A 17508-nucleotide genomic window follows, 5' to 3' on the forward strand; every position below is an offset into this window, starting at 1 on the left:
GCTGCGCCCCACGCGTCACAGGTTCACGTGTAATAGTGCTCTAGTGCCGTCGGGGGGTGGACAATTTTCGCGTGCGACAAATGTCGGGCGTAGTCATTGAGTGACCGCCGACGCTAGGAGGACAACGGCCATGGGAACCGCTGAACATCCGATCGACAAGAACCCTCGCTTTGCCATCGTCGGCTACGCGGCGCGCTTTCCAGGCGCACCGGACGCCGATGCGTTCTGGGAGGTGCTGCGCGAGGGACGCGACGCGGTGTCAGAGATACCCGAAGACCGGTGGGACGCCGACGAATTCTTCGACCCGGAACCAGGCGTTCCCGGCAAGGTGGTGACCCGTCGTGCGGGTTTCGTCGACGACGTGACCGGGTTCGACGCGCCGTTCTTCGGCATGTCCACCCGCGAGGTACGGTTGATGGACCCCCAACATCGGCTCCTGCTCGAAACGGCATGGCGCGCGGTGGAGCATTCAGGCACTGCGCCAACAGCTTTGGCTGAAACCAACACCGGCGTCTTCGTGGGTTTGGCCACCCACGACTACCTCGGAATGGCCTCTGACGAGCTGACTTACCCCGAGATCGAGGCCTACATGGCCATCGGTACGTCGAACGCCGCGGCCGCGGGCCGGATCAGCTACCGGTTGGGACTGCAGGGTCCCTCGGTCGCCGTCGACACGGCGTGCAGCTCGTCGCTGGTGGCGATCCACCAGGCGTGCCAGGCGCTGCGCCTGGGAGAGTGCGACCTCGCCCTGGCCGGCGGCGCGAATGTGCTGCTCACACCGGCCACGATGATCACGTTCTCCAGCGCTCACATGCTCGCCCCCGACGGCCGCTGCAAGACATTCGACGCCGCGGCGGACGGCTATGTGCGCGGCGAGGGCTGCGGCGTCATCGTCATCAAGCGTCTTGACGACGCGATCCGTGACGGCGACCGGATTCGGGCCGTTATCCGCGGCAGCGCAATCAACCAGGACGGCGCATCCGGCGGGTTGACCGTGCCGAATGGTGTGGCGCAGCAACGGGTTATCACCGACGCTCTGAAACGCTCCGGCCTCCGACCCAGCGAAGTCGGCTACCTGGAAGCACACGGCACCGGGACTTCACTGGGCGACCCGATCGAGGCGCAGGCCGCAGGCGCGGTGCTCGGCGCCGGACGCGAACCCGACCGGCCGCTGTTGATCGGCTCGGCAAAGACGAACATCGGTCACCTGGAAGCGGCCGCGGGCATCGCGGGCGTCATCAAGGTCATCCTGTCGCTCGAGAACGAGACCTTGCCCAAGCACCTCCACTTCGAGAACCCGTCGCCCCACATTCCGTGGGACCGGCTGGCGGTGGAAGTGGTCAAGGAAGCCACCCCCTGGGAACGCAACGGCGAACCGCGCATCGCGGGCGTCAGCTCATTCGGGTTCGCCGGGACCAACGCGCACGTCATCCTCGAAGAAGCTCCCGAACCAACGGCGCGGCCGGCGGCAGAGCCGGGCCGAACTGCGCAGTCTGAGAGCAAGCGGTTCAGCATCCTTCCGGTGTCCGCACGGACACCGGAAGCGTTGGTGCAGGTCGCCGGCGAATACCGCAACTGGTTGGGCGCACATCCGGAGGCCACGTTGGCGGACGTGTGTCTCACCGCCGGCGTGGGGCGCGCGCACCTGGAGCACCGCGCCGCGTTGGTGGTCAACTCCAGGGAATCCGCTGTCGAACTGCTCGGCGCGCTCGCGGACGACCGCCCGGCCCCCGGTCTGGTTCGCGGGGAATCCCACGACACCCCGAAGACGGCCTGGCTCTTCACCGGCCAGGGCAGCCAGTACCCCGGCATGGCGCGCGAGCTGTACGACACCGAACCGGTGTTCGCCGAGACCCTGAACCGGTGCGCGGCCGCAGTCGCCGACGTCCTCGAAAAGCCGCTGCTGGACGTGATTTTCGACCTCGACAGCCCGGATGGCGAGGAGACGCTGCGGCAGACCTCCTACGCCCAGCCCGCGCTGTTCGCCCTGGAGATGGGCTTGGCCCAGCTCTGGCAGTCGTGGGGCTTCGAACCGGACGTGGTGCTGGGTCACAGCGTCGGCCAGTACTCGGCCGCGTGCGTCGCGGGCGTGTTCAGCCTCGACGACGGCATGCGGCTCATGGCCGAACGTGGCCGGCTCTTCGGCAGTCTGCCCGCGGGCGGCCGGATGGCGGCGGTGTTCACCGCAGCCGAGCGGGTCGAGAGCCTCACCGACGAGTACCCCGCGCTCTCGGTCGCCGCATACAACGGCGCCAACACCGTGCTGTCCGGACCTGCAGCGGACCTGGAGAAGGCCGTGGCGCGTTTGACGGCCGACGGCGTGCGGTGTGACTGGCTGGAAACCAGCCACGCATTCCACTCGGCACTGCTGGAACCGATCCTCGACGAGTTCGAGGCGTACGCGAACCGGTTCACTTTCAAAGCACCACAACGGATTCTGATCGACAACCGCACCGGCGCAGCCCTGGGCCGGAGCGTCAAGATGGACGGCGCCTACTGGCGTCGTCACGCGCGCCAACCGGTGGAGTTCGCCAAGAGCGTGCGCACCCTCGCCGATCTGAACTGCAAGGTGCTGCTCGAGGTCGGCCCGCGTCCGGTGCTCACCGCGACGGCCCTGGGCGCCTGGCCCGACCCGGCCACCGCACCTCGGGTGATCACCTCGCTGCGGCGGAACACCGCCGACCACCGGCAGATCAACGAAGCCGTCGCCGATGCCTACGTGCTGGGCCACCTGCCCGACTTCGGCGCCTTACGGCAGGCCCACGCGCAGAAGCTGGACCTTCCGACCTACCCGTTCGAGCACCGCCAGTACTGGTACCGCGACAATCGTGACGAGCCCAACCAGCAGCAGCACGTGGCCGCCCGCACCCAGGCGGTCCGGCTGCTCGAGGACGGCCGGATCGAGGAACTCGCAGCCCTGCTCGACGGCGCCGGCGGCGACGATCAGACGCTCGCGGTACTGACCAAGCTTGCGGCGCAACACAACCAACAGCGCTCGACGCAGTCCATCGCGGACGACCGTTACGAGTTCCGATGGGAAAAGGCGGTTACCCCCCTCTCCGGTTCCGAAACCGGAGAGAGTTCCTGGATCCTCATCGGCGACGAGTCCGACGCCGTCAAGCCTCTGGTGGACACCCTCACCGCGCGTGGGCAGCAGTATCGGTTCTTCGGATTGCCTGCGTCCGATGCGGACGAGGTGCAACTCGCAGCGACGTTGCGCGCCGCGGCAACGGGCGATTCGACGCTGCGCATCGTGCACGTCGCCGCGCTTGACTCCGGCGCCACCCCCTCGATGCGATCACTGCTGCGGATGCAACACCAGGTCCTGGCCGGAACGCGGCGGCTCTTCCGCGCCGCGGTCGCCGCTGACCTGAGGGCACCAATCTGGCTCGTCACCCGCGGGGCACAACACGTCACCGAGGCGGACACCGTGACGCCGGAGCAGAGTGCCCTGTGGGGATTCGGCCGCGCCGCGGCCCTCGAGCTTCCTCAGGTGTGGGGCGGTCTGGCCGATCTCTCCGAGGGGACGACCGGCGAATGGTCCGGGCTGCTCAACCGGATCACCACGGCAGCCGAATCGGCCGTCAAGGAAGACCAGGTCGCGCTGCGGGGTCACGAGGTCTACGTTCCCCGGCTCGTTCGGCCGGAGGACCTGCCGAGCGGCAAACCGCTGGAACTGCGCGCTGACGCAACGTATCTGGTGACCGGAGGGCTCGGCTCCATCGGGCTCGAAATCGCCGGGTACCTGGCCGCGCACGGCGCCAAGCAACTGGTGCTGACCAGCCGGCGCCAGCCCGGCGACACCGCACAAAAGCGCATCGATACGCTGCGCGACCAGCACGGCTGTGAGATCCGGGTCGCCACGGCCGATGTCGCCGACGCACATGACGTCGCCCGCCTTCTGTCCGGTGTGCGGGCCGAGCTGCCACCGCTGGCCGGCATCGTGCACGCCGCGGGCGAGATCGGTACCACTCCGCTGAGTGAGCTCGATGACGCTGAAGTGGATCGGGTCTTCGCCGGGAAAGTCTGGGGTGCCTGGCATTTGAGCGAGGCAGCAGCTGACGAGAAGCTCGACTTCTTCATCAGCACCTCCTCGATCGCCTCGGTCTGGGGCGGTTTCGGTCAGACCGCCTACAGCGCGGCGAACGCTTTCCTGGATGGGCTGGCCTGGCGCCTGCGCGATCAGGGCATCGCCGGCACCAGCGTCAACTTCGGTCCCTGGTCGGCGGGTATGGCCGACGCGGACTCCCGTGCCCGGCTGGAGCAGCGCGGGATCAAGACATTGTCGCCGTCCGATGCGCTGGCCGGTCTGGCCGATGTCGTGGCGGCCGCTTCGGCGCACGGCCCCGCCCAAGGAGTGATAGCCCGTATCGACTGGGCCCGCTTCCTGCCGCTCTATCAGCAGGCGGGCCGACGGGCGTTCCTGTCCGAGTTGGAACGTGAGTTGCCCGCCCAGCTGACGGGAGTGGCGTCGCCGGCCACCGCGTCCGGGAAGACCAAACTGGTCGAGCAGCTCACGAATGCCCCTGTGCAGCAGCGTAAGAAGCTGCTGACGGATTACCTGCGTGACGCCGTGGCAGAGGTGACGCGCGTGGACGCCGCGGAGATCCGTGAGGACGCCGGGTTCTTCGACCTCGGCATGGATTCGCTGATGGCCGTCGAACTGCGCCGCCGCATGGAACAGGGAGTGGGGGCGGAGATCCCCATCACCCTGGTGATGGACTACCCCCGGATCTCCGACGTGGCCGACTACCTGCTCGGCGACGTGCTCGGACTCAGTGAGCAGCCCAAGCCCGCTCCGCAACCGGCAGCGGCGACGACGCGCACCGACGATCCGATCGCGATCGTCGCGGTGTCGTGCCGCTTCCCCGGTGCGCCCGACCCGGAGGCTTTCTGGGACGTCCTGTCCGGCGGTGTCGATGCGATCCGGGAAGTCCCGGAAGACCGGTTCGACATCGACGAGTTCTTCGACCCGGATCCGGATGCTCCGGGCAAGACCTACACGCGATTCGGCGGATTCCTCGACGGCATAGACGGATTCGACCCCGAGTTCTTCGGCATCTCCCCGCGTGAGGCCGTCTGGATCGAGCCGCAGCAGCGGCTGATGCTCGAAACGGTCTGGGAGGGCCTGGAACGGGCCGGGTACGCGCCGGCGACGTTGCGCGGCAGCCGAACCGGCATCTTCGTGGGTGTGGCGGCCAACGAGTACGCACACCTGCTGTCGTCGGAATCCATCGACAAGATCGAGCCGCACTTCATCACCGGCAACGCACTCAACGCCATTTCCGGTCGCGTCGCCTTCTCGCTGGGGCTCGAGGGACCCGCGGTGGCGATCGACACCGCCTGCAGCTCGGCGCTGGTGGCCGTCCATCAGGCCTGCCAGGCACTGCACTCGGGTGATTGCGACATGGCGTTGGCCGGCGGCGTGAACGTCCTGCTTTCTCCGGTGACCGTCGTCGCCGCATCCCGCGCCAGGATGCTTTCCCCGGTGGGGCGGTGCAAGACGTTCGACGCCTCAGCGGACGGCTACGTGCGCAGCGAAGGCTGCGGAATTCTCGTCCTCAAGAGATTGAGCGACGCGCAACGCGACGGCGATCGGATCTGCGCGATCATTCCGAGCAGCGGGGTGAACCAGGACGGCGCTTCGAGCGGTTTGACCGTGCCCAATGGTGGTGCGCAGCAACGGCTCATCGGGTCCGTACTGGCTCGCGCCGGGCTGTCCGGCGGGGATGTCGACTACCTGGAGGCGCACGGAACGGGCACTCCGCTGGGTGATCCGATCGAGGTGCAGGCAGCCGCGGCCGCCTACGGCGGATCACGCGACTCGGACCGGCCACTGTTGATGGGGTCGGTGAAAACCAACATCGGCCACACCGAATCGGCATCGGGGGCAGCGGGTCTGATCAAGGTCGTGTTGTCTCTGCAGCACGAAACACTGCCGCAGAGCCTGCATTTCGACAATCCGTCCCCGCACATCCCGTGGGACTCGCTGCCGGTGCAGGTCGTGGACAAGGCGATTCCGTGGCTGACCAACGGCAGGCCGCGACGCGCCGGCGTGAGCTCCTTCGGCTTCACCGGCACGAACGCCCATGTGCTGGTCGAGGAGGCGCCAGCGCAAGCGGCACCGGCACCGGCCGGCGACGACCTCGCCGACGGGGATCTTGCCGAAGGCGTCGCGCCGGAAGCTCAGACCGAGCAGGTGAATGTGCTGGCGCTGTCCGGGCGGTCACCGGAAGCGGTGGTCGCGCTGGCGCAGCGTTACGGAACCTGGTTGGCCGCCCATCCGGAGGCCGACCTCGCCGACGTGTGCCTCACCGCAGGCACGGGCCGTTCACACTTCGAGCACCGCGCCGCACTGGTGGTGGATTCGATCGACGATGCGCGCATATACCTGGAGGATCTGGCCGAGAATCGCACGCGGCCCGGTGTCGTACGCGGCGAGCACTTGAACCACCCGACGACGGCGTGGTTGTTCACCGGCCAGGGCAGCCAGTACCCGGGAATGGCCCGTGAACTGTTCGACTCCGAACCGGTCTTCGCGGAAACCGTGAAACGCTGCGCAGACGCGGTCAAGGACATCCTGCCGAGCCCGCTGCTCGAGGTCATTTTCGCCACCGATCGCGAAACGGGCGGCAAGGCCGGAGAGACGTTGCGGCACACGTCCTTTGCCCAACCGGCGATCTTCGCAGTCGAGATGGGCCTGGCGCGGCTGTGGCAGTCGTGGGGCATCGAGCCCGATGTGGTGCTCGGGCACAGCGTCGGCCAGTACGCAGCGGCATGCGTGGCCGGAGTATTCAGCCTCGAGGACGGTGCGCGGCTCATGGCCGAGCGCGGCCGGCTGTTCGGCAGCCTCCCCGAAGGCGGACGGATGGTGGCGGTGTTCGCCGACCCCAAGCACGTCGAGCAGATTGCCGGCGAGTTCCCGCGGGTGTCGGTCGGCGCCTACAACGGACCCAATACCGTGCTGTCGGGTCCGGGTGAGGATCTCGAGCAGATCGTCGAGAAGTTCGGTGACGAGGGGGTCCGCTGCACCTGGCTGCAGACCAGCCACGCCTTCCACTCGGAACTGCTCGACCCCGTACTCGATGAGTTCGAGTCGTACGCAGCGCAGTTGCAGTTCGCCACCCCGACATTGCCGCTGGTCTGCAACCGCACCGGCAGCGTGCTCACGGCCCAGACCCCGCTCGATGCGAAGTACTGGCGCCGACACTCACGCCAACCGGTGCAGTTCGCCGAGAGCGTGCGCACCGTGGCGGCACTGGGTTGCTCGGTGTTGATGGAGATCGGTCCGCAGCCGGTGCTGACCGGGGCTGCGGTCCAGGTCTGGCCGGAGCACCTGCCTGCGCCGCGCGCAATCGTCTCGATGCGCAAGGGCGTTGCCGACCGGCGCCAGATCGCCGATGCGCTGGCCTCGGCCTACGTCGGCGGTCACCGGCCCGATTTCACCGCGCTGCATCGCCGGCCCCGTCGCCGACTCGAATTGCCGACCTACCCGTTCCAGCGTCGGCGCTTCTGGCCCAAGGGAAGCGGCATCGTCGGCTCTGGCATGGACGGTGCCATGGAATCCGGAATTCTGGGCAGTGGGAAAGACCTGGCCTCTGGCGATTCCGTGTACACCAGCAGGTTGTCGGTCAAATCCCAACCGTGGCTTGCCGACCACGTCATCTACGGCACCGTCGTCGTTCCCGGGGCGACGTACGCGGCCATGGCACTGGCCGCGGTCGGTACGCCGGCGCGGGCAAAGGACGTGTTCTTCTACGAGCCGATCATCCTGCCCGAGAAGAGCTCTCGCGAGGTGCAGCTGATGTTGCACCCGCTGGACGACGGTGGCGGGTGGAAGTTCCAGGTGCACAGCCGTCCCTACGGGGACCGGGTCGCTGACTGGTCGCTGAATGCCGAAGGCACGGTGGTGAGCGGTCTCGAGGACGTGGCCGAGACGCCGGTGCCCGAGGACGACCCGGTCGACGAAGCGATCGAGCGCATGAACCGGATGCGTCCGCAGGAACTGTTCGAGACCTTCTCCGACCTGGAACTGTCGTGGGGCCCGAACTGGTCCGGTTCGCTGAAGTCGCTGTGGCTCGGCGAGGGCGAGGCGATCGGCGACATCCTCGTCGGTGCAGAACTCGCCGAACAACTCGGAACAGAGCCGATGCACCCGGTGCTGATGGACCTGTGCACCGGTGTCGCCTTCCCGGCGTTCCCGGCACTTCTCGCCGCCGAGCAGGGCGTGAACGACCTGTTCCTGCCGCTGCGGTACGGGCAGGTGACGTTGAAGGAGAAGATGCCCCGGCGGTTCTACTGCCGCGCGAAGTGGCACGAGAGCGCACTGGACAGCGAAACCCAGGTCTTCGATCTCGATTACCTCGATCGGGATGGCCGCTACCTGGGCGGAATTCGGGAGTTCACGGTCAAGCGGGCACCTCGCGAGGCGCTGCTCCGCGGCCTCGGCGGTGACGCCACCCGGCTGCTGTACACCCTCGGCTGGGCCGAGGTCCCGGTACCGGCATCTGACAACGAGACAGTCGAGGCGGCGGCAACCGGCACCTGGCTGATCGCAGGATTCGACGACCTTGCCGCCAAGGTGCCGGGCTGCATCCCCTTCGATCGGAACACCGGTCAGCAGTTGGGAGAGGTGCTGACCGAGGCCAAGGAGCGCGGCTTGCCGTTCTCCGGTGTCGTCTGGCGCGCAGGCGCACCGAGCCCCGAAGAGTCGAGCGCTGACAGCCAGGCTCGACTCGAGACCGAGATCGCCAACCTGCTCGGCGCGGTGCACACCGTGCAGGGCGGGGAGATCAAATTGCCCGGCGGACTCTGGATCGTCACCGAGCGGGCGGTCGCCACCGAATCGGGTGAGCCGGTCGATCCCGTACAGGCCGCGCTGTGGGGATTCGGACGCACCACGATCAACGAGGAACCGGCGCTGCGCGCCAAGCTGGTCGATACCGACGGATCACCCGAGGCCGTGCAGGCGCTGGCGAATCTGTTGGCCACACCGGTCGAGGAGCCCGAAATCGCTGTACGGCAGGGCAAGCTGCTGGCCTCCCGGTTGCTGCCGTGGTCGCGCAGCGGGCATCTCACGGTGCCGCGCGGGAGCGACTACGCCCTGCTGCCCACCGAACGCGGGGCGATCGACAACCTGCGGATCACAGAGAAGGAAGTGCCGGCGCCGGACGAGGGCTACGTGCAGGTGCGGGTAGAGGCCGCAGGTCTCAACTTCCGTGACGTGCTCAACGTGCTGGGCCTGTACCCGGGTGACCCCGGCCCGATCGGTGGCGACTTCGCCGGTGTCGTCACGCAATTGGGTGAGGGAGTCACCGGCGTCGAGGTGGGCCAGCGGGTCTACGGCTCCATGCAGGGCGCCTTCGCCAGCCGGTTCAACGCGCCGGCGCAGTTCCTGGCACCGATCCCCGACGGGGTCAGCGCGGTCGAGGCCGCGACGATTCCCGCCGCGGCGCTGACGGTCCGGCTCGCGTTCGACTGGGCGCAACTGAAGCCGGGCGACAAGGTGCTCATCCACGCTGCCAGTGGCGGCGTGGGATTGGCGGCCATCCAGATGGCGCAGCAGTGCGGTGCCGAGGTCTATGCGACGGCGAGCACCTTCAAGCGGGCGACGGTGCGCAAGCTCGGTGTCAAGTACGTGTATGACTCGCGTACAACCGATTTCGCCGACCAGATCCTGGCGGATACCGACGGTGCCGGCGTGGACGTGGTGCTCAACAGCCTGACGAGTGAAGGGTTCGTCGAGGCGACCGTGCGGGCCACCGCCAAGAACGGCCGGTTCGCCGAGATCGCCAAGCGCGATATCTGGACTGCGGAGCAGATGGCCGAGGCCCGACCCGACATCGCCTACGAGATCGTCGCGTTGGACACCGTGATGTTCCAAGAGCCCGAACGCATTCGCGACTTGCTGACCGAGGTGTCGGACGGATTGGCCAAGGGACAGTGGACGCCACTGCCCGCCGAGATCTACCCGCTGACGGAGGCCAGGACGGCGTTCCGGCGCATGCAGCAGGCCCGGCATATCGGCAAGATTGTCTGCCAGATGCCGAATCCGCTTGCACCGCGGCCGGATCGGACCTACCTGATCACCGGTGGGCTCGGTGCGATCGGTCTGCACACCGCTGCGTACCTGGCGCAGCTGGGTGCCGGTGACATCGTGTTGACCAGCCGCCGGGCGCCCGATGCGGACGCTCAACGGTTGATCGAGGAGATCACCGAGCGGTACAAGACCCGTATCCACGTCTTCGCCGCCGATGTCGGCGACGAGTCCGAGGTGGCCAAGCTCCTCGACCGGATCCGCGCCGAATTGCCCCCGCTCGCCGGTGTGGCACATCTCGCGGGTGTGCTCGATGACGCACTGCTGGGCCAGCAGAGCCTGGAACGGTTCCGGACCACGTTGGCGCCCAAGGCGTTCGGCGCCGGCCACCTGGACAGGTTGACGAAGGACGACGATCTGGACTTCTTCATCGTGTCCTCCTCGGTGTCCAGCTTGTTCGGTTCACCCGGTCAGTCCAACTACGCCACCGCCAATGCGCTGCTCGACGGCCTGGTGGCGCAGCGAAGGGCGCAAGGCCTGCCGGCCACCGGCGTCAACTTCGGCCCGTGGGCCCAGGGCGGCATGGCCTCGTCGGAAGCCGCGACCGCCAACATCAGTGCACAGGGCCTGATTCCGCTGGAGCCCTCGGCGGCGCTGAGTGCCCTGGCCGAGGTCATCGCCAACGGCACCGGCCAGGCCACCGTCATCAAGGCGAACTGGCAGCGGGCCGCGAAGGTGCTGGGCAGTCAGCGGCCGCCGATCCTCGACCTGGTGTTGCCGAGTGCCGTCGGCGAGGTCGTCGGTGACAGCGAGGTGCTCAAGCAGCTGCTCGAGATCCCGGTACCGCAGCGGGCCGGGTTCGTGACCGAGTTCCTGCAGAAGGAAGTGCAGAACTTCCTGCGGCTGGCATCGCCGCCGGCCGCGACCAGCCGGTTCCTGGATCTCGGCACGGACTCGCTGATGGCGATCGAACTCCGCAACCGGCTGCACAGTCAGTTCGGCGGCAAGTTCACGCTCAACGCGACCGCGGTGTTCGACTATCCGACGATCGGCGGACTCGCCGAGTACCTCGTCGGTCAGCTGCCCGACGCGGAATCGCCGGAGTCACCGACGGAATCGCCGGCCGCGCCGCAGCGGGAGACTCACGAGGAGTCAACTGCGGAAGCACCGGACGACCCGGGGCCGCAGGATGAGGCGGCCGAGACCACCTAGCGCGACAAGACGCAAAACTGCCCCTTTTCACACGAAAAGGGGCAGTTTTGCGTCTGCTCGGCAGAAAAAGCTCAGACCCAGCGGGTGGCTTCGACCTCGGCTGGGAGCGGTGGGTGCAACGGCACGTCGAGGCCGTCGTAGATGCCGGGCTTCTGGGTGGCCAGCCAGTCGATCGCGCCGAGCAGTCGGTTGGCCGCAGTGGTGTTGCCGCCGTCGGCCCGGGTGCCGCCCGGCACGTCGGCGCGCACCACGATGCTCAGCTGGGGATCGCCGTCGACGATCACCCGGTGATCACCGACGCCTTCGTCCGGCTGCGGCCACTCCGGCGCACAGGCCGGGTCGATACGGGTGATGTGCTCGATGATGACCCGCTCGACCCCGTCGGCCCATCCGATCACCTGGAGCCGGAACGCGCCCTGCGTACCGGCTTCGAACCGGCCCATGACGTTGTCGACGGTCTCGGTCAGCGGCAGTCGTTCGACCGTCTCGGTGATGTCGTCGATCTCCAGGCCCAGCCCGCGGCCGATGAGCCGGACGTTGCCGCCCCACACCATGGTGGGGATGGACGGCAGCAACATCATCGGCGTCTCGTCCATGGACCCGCCGAAACCGCACAGCACCCGCACCGAGTGCGGCTGGTTGTAGGTGGAGTAGTCGAAGATCTCCTGACACCGGATGGTGCGGATCCGGGTACACAGTCCCGCCGCGATCACCGCCAGGGCGTCATTGCCCCAGCCCGGGTCGACGCCGCTGACCAGGAGTGCGGAGTTACCGGCCACCGCGGCGTCGGTGAGCCGGTCGACCCACTCCGCGGGGGCCGAGGCCGGGTCGTACAGCGAATACAGCGACGGCGTCACAACTTGTTTGCCAGCACGCAGGCACCGCTCGATCTCGGCGAGCGCCTCCTCGGGGCGGATGTCGCCGGAAGACATATAGGCGACGGCGTCGCACTGGGCCAGCGCCGCATCTATGTCGGTAGTGGCGCTGACACCGGTGAGGCCGTCGAGCTTGGCGAACGTCGCAGCGTCACGACCAGCCTTGTCCTCAGATGACGTGATGACTGCCGCCAATTCCAGCCCCGGGAATGCCGTGGCCGATCTGATGGCCGTCGCACCCATGTTCCCCGTGCCCCACACCGCTACTCGACGCATCCGCCCACCCTAATGGTGATATTCGTGAGGATCGTCACAATCCAACAAAACTGCTGGTCCAAGGCATTTCGACACGAAGGTACAGAGGTCGATCAACCGCTGGGTTGGTTAGCCCCCAGAAATTGCTCAGAGTCTCTTTGCGTTGAAGTTACCGAACGGTATAGTTGGCCGCAGTTACTGGTGGGTAACTTATCCAAAGTACCCAACCTCAGGTGGCATTCCACAAGGAGGAAAAGTGAGCCACTACAAGAGCAATGTCCGTGACCAGGTCTTTAACCTGTTCGACGTCTTCGGCCTGGACAAGGCCCTGGGGACTGGCGACTACAGCGATCTGGACGCCGACACCGCCCGCGAGATGCTCAGCGAAATGGCTCGACTGGCCGAGGGACCTGTCGCCGAATCATTCGCCGGGACTGACCGCAACCCGCCGGTGTTCCATCCGGACACTCACAGCGTCACGCTGCCCGAGCCCTTCAAGAAGTCCGTACGCGCGGTCATCGATGGCGGCTGGGACAAGTTCGGCCTCTACGAGGAACTCGGCGGAATGCCCGCGCCCAAGGCGCTGCTGTGGGCGCTCAACGAGCACATCCTCGGCGCCAACCCGGCCGTGTGGATGTACGCCGGTGGTGCCGCCTTCGCGCAGATCTTCTACGACAACGCCACCGAAGAACAGAAGAAGTGGGCCGTGCTGGCCGCCGAGCGGGGCTGGGGCTCCACCATGGTGCTCACCGAGCCGGACGCCGGTTCGGATGTCGGCGCCGGCCGCACCAAGGCCGTCAAGCAGGAGGACGGCTCCTGGCACATCGACGGCGTGAAGCGGTTCATCACCTCCGCCGATTCCGATGACCTGTTCGAGAACATCTTCCACCTGGTGCTGGCCCGCCCCGAGGGCGCAGGCCCGGGCACCAAGGGTCTGTCGCTGTTCTTCGTGCCGAAGTTCCTCTTCGACTTCGAGACCGGAGAACTGGGCGAGCGCAACGGTGTGTACGTCACCAACGTCGAGCACAAGATGGGCCTGAAGGCTTCGGCCACCTGTGAGCTGACCTTCGGCCAGCACGACAAGCCCGCCGTGGGCTGGCTGGTCGGCGAGGTGCACAACGGCATCGCGCAGATGTTCGACGTCATCGAGCAGGCTCGAATGATGGTGGGCACCAAGGCCATCGCGACCCTGTCGACCGGCTACCTGAACGCTCTGGAGTACGCCAAGGAGCGCGTCCAGGGTGCCGACCTGACCCAGATGATGGACAAGACCGCTCCGCGCGTCACCATCACCCATCACCCCGACGTGCGTCGCAGCCTGATGACGCAGAAGTCCTACGCCGAGGGCATGCGCGCGCTGTACCTGTACACCGCGACCTTCCAGGACAAGGCCGTCGCCGAGGCGGTCCACGGCATCGACGGCGAACTGGCCCACAAGGTCAACGACCTGCTGCTGCCGATCGTCAAGGGCTTCGGCTCGGAGCAGGCCTACGCCAAGCTGACCGAGAGCCTGCAGACCCTGGGCGGTTCCGGCTATCTGCAGGACTACCCGATCGAGCAGTACATCCGCGACGCCAAGATCGACTCGCTGTACGAGGGCACCACCGCCATCCAGGCGCAGGACTTCTTCTTCCGCAAGATCGTCCGCGACAAGGGCCAGGCGCTTGCCTTCGTGGCCGGCGAGATCGAGCAGTTCATCAAGAACGAGACCGGCAACGGCCGGTTGAAGACCGAGCGTGAGCTGCTGGGCACCGCGCTGGCCGATGTCCAGGGCATGGCCGCCACCCTCACCGGCTACCTGATGGCCGCGCAGGAAGATGCCGCGAGCATCTACAAGGTGGGCCTCGGTTCGGTCCGCTTCCTCCTGTCGGTCGGCGACCTGCTGCTCGGCTGGCTGCTGGCCCGCCAGGCCGCCGTGGCCATCGAGAAGCTCGACGCCGGCGCCACCGGGGAGGACCGCACCTACCTCGAGGGCAAGATCGGCGCTGCCTCGTTCTTCGCCAAGAACATGCTGCCGCTGCTCACCAGCACCCGTCAGGTCATCGAGACCATCGACAACGAGGTGATGGAGCTCGACGAGGCTGCGTTCTAGAAACCGCTGAATACGAAGAGGCTCCCGGGATATCCCCGGGAGCCTCTTTGTTTGTCTAGGCGCCTCGACCGGCGCTCATACCGAAATGCGCTCACGGTGGCGCCGGGCCTCACCGGTCTCGGCGTCGAAGAAGTACGTCCGTTCCGGCGGCATCGCCAGACCGATCCGGGCCCCGGACTCCAACTCGGTGTCCGCCGGAGCCTGGACGATCACCCGGGTCTGAGCCGCCGGTGCATTCGACGCATCACTGCTGACATCGACAAGCGCAGTCACCAAGACGTGACTGCCCAGCGGCTCGACGAAATCGACTCGGGCCGGCACCATGCCGGCGCCGCAGTGGCCGTGCAACTGCAGATGCTCAGGGCGCACACCGACGGTCACCGGGCCATCCGGCGACGCCACGGTTGTCACCTCTGCGCCGCCGATGTGGAGCATCCCCGAGCGGATGGCCCCGGCAATCAGGTTCATCGGCGGGCTGCCCATGAAGGCCGCGACGAAGGTGTTCGCCGGGCGGTTGTAGATGTCATCGGTGGTGCCGATCTGCTGCACTTCACCGTCGGACATCACGCACAACCGATCACCCAGCGTCATCGCCTCCACCTGATCGTGGGTGACGTAGATCGAGGTGACCGGGACTTCACGGTGCAGACGCTTGAGGTCGCCGCGAACCTGGTTGCGCAATTTCGCGTCCAGATTCGACAGCGGCTCATCGAGCAGAAACGCCTGTGGTTCGCGTACCAACGCACGGCCCATGGCCACCCGCTGCCGCTGACCCCCGGACAGCTGGCCGGGTTTGCGATCCAACAGTTCGGTGATCTGCAGTAGTTCAGCGGTTTCACGGACCCGGCGCTGGATTTCGGCGCGCGGGGTCCGTCGCTGCCGCAGGCCGTACGCGAGGTTGCGGTAGACCGACATGTGCGGATACAGCGCATAGTTCTGGAACACCATCGCGATATCACGCTGTCCGGGCGCGAGGTCGTTGACCACGGTGCCGCCGATCCTGATCTCACCCGATGTCGGCTTGTCGAGACCGGCGAGCATGCGCAGCGCGGTGCTCTTTCCGCAGCCCGACGGCCCGACCAGGATCAGGAACTCCCCGTCTGCCACCGTCAGATTGAGGCCCTTGAGCGCGTCCACTCCCCCCGCGAACCGGCGCGTGACGTCACGAAACTCTACTTCTGCCAAGGTTCAGCCCTTCAATCCGGTACTGGCCACCGACTGCACGAAATAGCGCTGCGCACCGATGAACACCAACAACATCGGCAACAGACTCATCACGTTCGCCGCCATCAGCAGGGGCCATTTGACCCGGTGTGCTCCCTGGAAATAGCTGAGCCCCAACGGAATCGTCATCTGGTCCTGGGAGGTGATCACGATCAGCGGCCACAGGAAATCGTTCCAGGACGTGAGCACCGTCAGCGCCGCCAGTGTGGACAATGCGGGCAGCGACAGCGGGAGCACGATCTTGAACAGCACGCCAAGGCGCGAGGTTCCGTCCACCCGGGCCGCCTCTTCGAGTTCCACCGGAACCGTCTGGAAGAACTGGCGCAGGAAGAAGATCCCGAATGCGGTGGCCAGGTTGGGCAGCATCAGGGCGCCGATGTGATCGATCCCCAGCCCGGCCCACACGTTGTCACCGAACCATTTCACGATCAGGAACACCGGGATCATCGTGACCTGAAACGGCACCATCAGGGTTGCCATCAACGTAACGAAAAGCGCTCCGCGGCCCAGAAATCGGATGCGGGCGAACGCATAGCCGGCCAGGCTGCACACGATCAGGTTGCTTACCAGCACCACCGATGTCACCAGCAGGCTGTTGAGAAAGAAGTGGCCGAACGGCGCTGCGGCCCAGGCTTCGGTGTAGTTCTCCCACCGCGGGCTTTCGGGCAGGAGCACCGGCGGAAAGCGGTTCGCCTCGCCTTCGGTCTCCAACGAGGTGACCAGCATCCACAACAGCGGAACCACCAGCAGGAACGTCAACGGAATGAGAATCAGATGCCACGGGCTGAACGGCAGCCGGAACCTGACACGATGCTTCGACAATTGGGGTGGCCGCTGCGATTGTGACTGCGGTGCAACGGTTTCAACGCGAGTATCTGGTGTGGTGGTCATGAGAAATGCACGTGCTTACGGGCGAGACGGAACTGGACAGCGGTGATCAGCAGGATCACCACGAACAACGCGTAGGCCATCGCAGCGGCGTATCCGGCGTCGAACTTGATGAAGGCGCGGTCCCACAGGTAGTACACGATGACGGTGGTGGCGCGCAGCGGTCCGCCCCGGGTGGTGGCGTAGACCTCGTCGAACAACTGCAGCGCGTTGATGGTCAGCCAGACGACGAGAAACAGGTTCGCCGGACCCAGCAGGGGCACCGTGATGGTGCGAAAGCGGGTGAACGCGCTCGCTCCATCGATCGACGCGGCCTCGTGCAGCTCGACTGGAACCCCTTGCAATGCAGCGAGGTACACGATGACCGAGAACCCGGTCCAGCCCCAGATCGTCATCGCCACAATGACGTACAGGGCCTGCGACGGTGATGACAGAAAGGGCTGCGCGGGTACCCCGACCGTATTGAGGGCCGCGTTGACCACACCGTAGTCGCGGTCGGTCAACCACAGGAAGATGATGCCCTGCGAAATGGTCGAGACCGCCATGGTGACGTACGCCGCGGTTCGGTACACCGAGATGAAGCGGACCGAACGGTTCAACGCTGCGGCCACGAACAGACCGACCACCATGGTGCCGGGCACGAACAGCGCTGTGTAGATGATGGTGTGCTTGATCGCGTCGACGAACAGCGGATCGTCGGCCAGCTTGCGGTAATTATCGAACCCCACCCACGGTGTCTCCGGCGTGAGCAGATCCGAGTGCTGGAACGACAGCATCAGCGACATCAGCACCGGCAGCAGACCGAAGGCGCCGATGAGCACCGCGGCGGGGCTCACCAATGCCCACCCCGCCACGGTCTCCGAGCGGCCGAGCCGCCTGAACCGGGGGACGTGTTGTCGCGTTGAAGCTAATTCAGACATGTGCGT

Annotated in this window: 6 protein-coding genes; 2 read left to right on the plus strand and 4 right to left on the minus strand. The window is 66.5% G+C overall.

All coding sequences use genetic code 11. The features are described 5' to 3' along the window. The first annotated feature begins 130 nt into the window (after nt 1–130). Nucleotides 131–11248, plus strand: coding sequence for a type I polyketide synthase (locus ACWEFV_RS07455; RefSeq protein WP_450069668.1), 11118 nt, complete (start codon nt 131–133; stop codon nt 11246–11248). Between the two features lie 71 nt (nt 11249–11319). On the opposite strand, the gene ACWEFV_RS07460 is transcribed toward ACWEFV_RS07455, so the two are convergent. Next, on the minus strand, nt 11320–12399 hold the full coding sequence (locus tag ACWEFV_RS07460) for an NAD(P)H-dependent amine dehydrogenase family protein (protein ID WP_450069669.1): 1080 nt from the start codon (nt 12397–12399) through the stop codon (nt 11320–11322). A 235-nt stretch (nt 12400–12634) separates the two neighbouring features. Between ACWEFV_RS07460 and ACWEFV_RS07465 the strand changes: the two genes are divergently transcribed. Then, nucleotides 12635–14470 carry an acyl-CoA dehydrogenase gene (locus tag ACWEFV_RS07465; protein ID WP_450069670.1) on the plus strand — a complete coding sequence of 612 codons (1836 nt, stop codon included), beginning with the start codon at nt 12635–12637 and terminating at the stop codon, nt 14468–14470. 75 nt (nt 14471–14545) lie between these two features. Here the strand turns inward: ACWEFV_RS07465 and ACWEFV_RS07470 are convergent, their stop codons facing one another. From ACWEFV_RS07470 to ACWEFV_RS07480, 3 genes are all read right to left on the minus strand, one after another. After that, nucleotides 14546–15655 carry an ABC transporter ATP-binding protein gene (locus ACWEFV_RS07470; RefSeq protein WP_450069671.1) on the minus strand — a complete coding sequence of 370 codons (1110 nt, stop codon included), beginning with the start codon at nt 15653–15655 and terminating at the stop codon, nt 14546–14548. A 3-nt stretch (nt 15656–15658) separates the two neighbouring features. Further along, nucleotides 15659–16453 (minus strand): carbohydrate ABC transporter permease, encoded by a 795-nt coding sequence (locus ACWEFV_RS07475; protein ID WP_286174563.1) that lies wholly within the window; start codon nt 16451–16453, stop codon nt 15659–15661. A 128-nt stretch (nt 16454–16581) separates the two neighbouring features. Next, the gene (locus ACWEFV_RS07480) at nt 16582–17418 is read right to left on the minus strand and encodes a carbohydrate ABC transporter permease (RefSeq protein WP_286174562.1); all 837 of its coding nucleotides are present in this window, start codon (nt 17416–17418) and stop codon (nt 16582–16584) included. Between the last annotated feature and the right edge of the window lie 90 nt (nt 17419–17508).

Source organism: Mycobacterium sp. NPDC004974 (assembly GCF_053600815.1).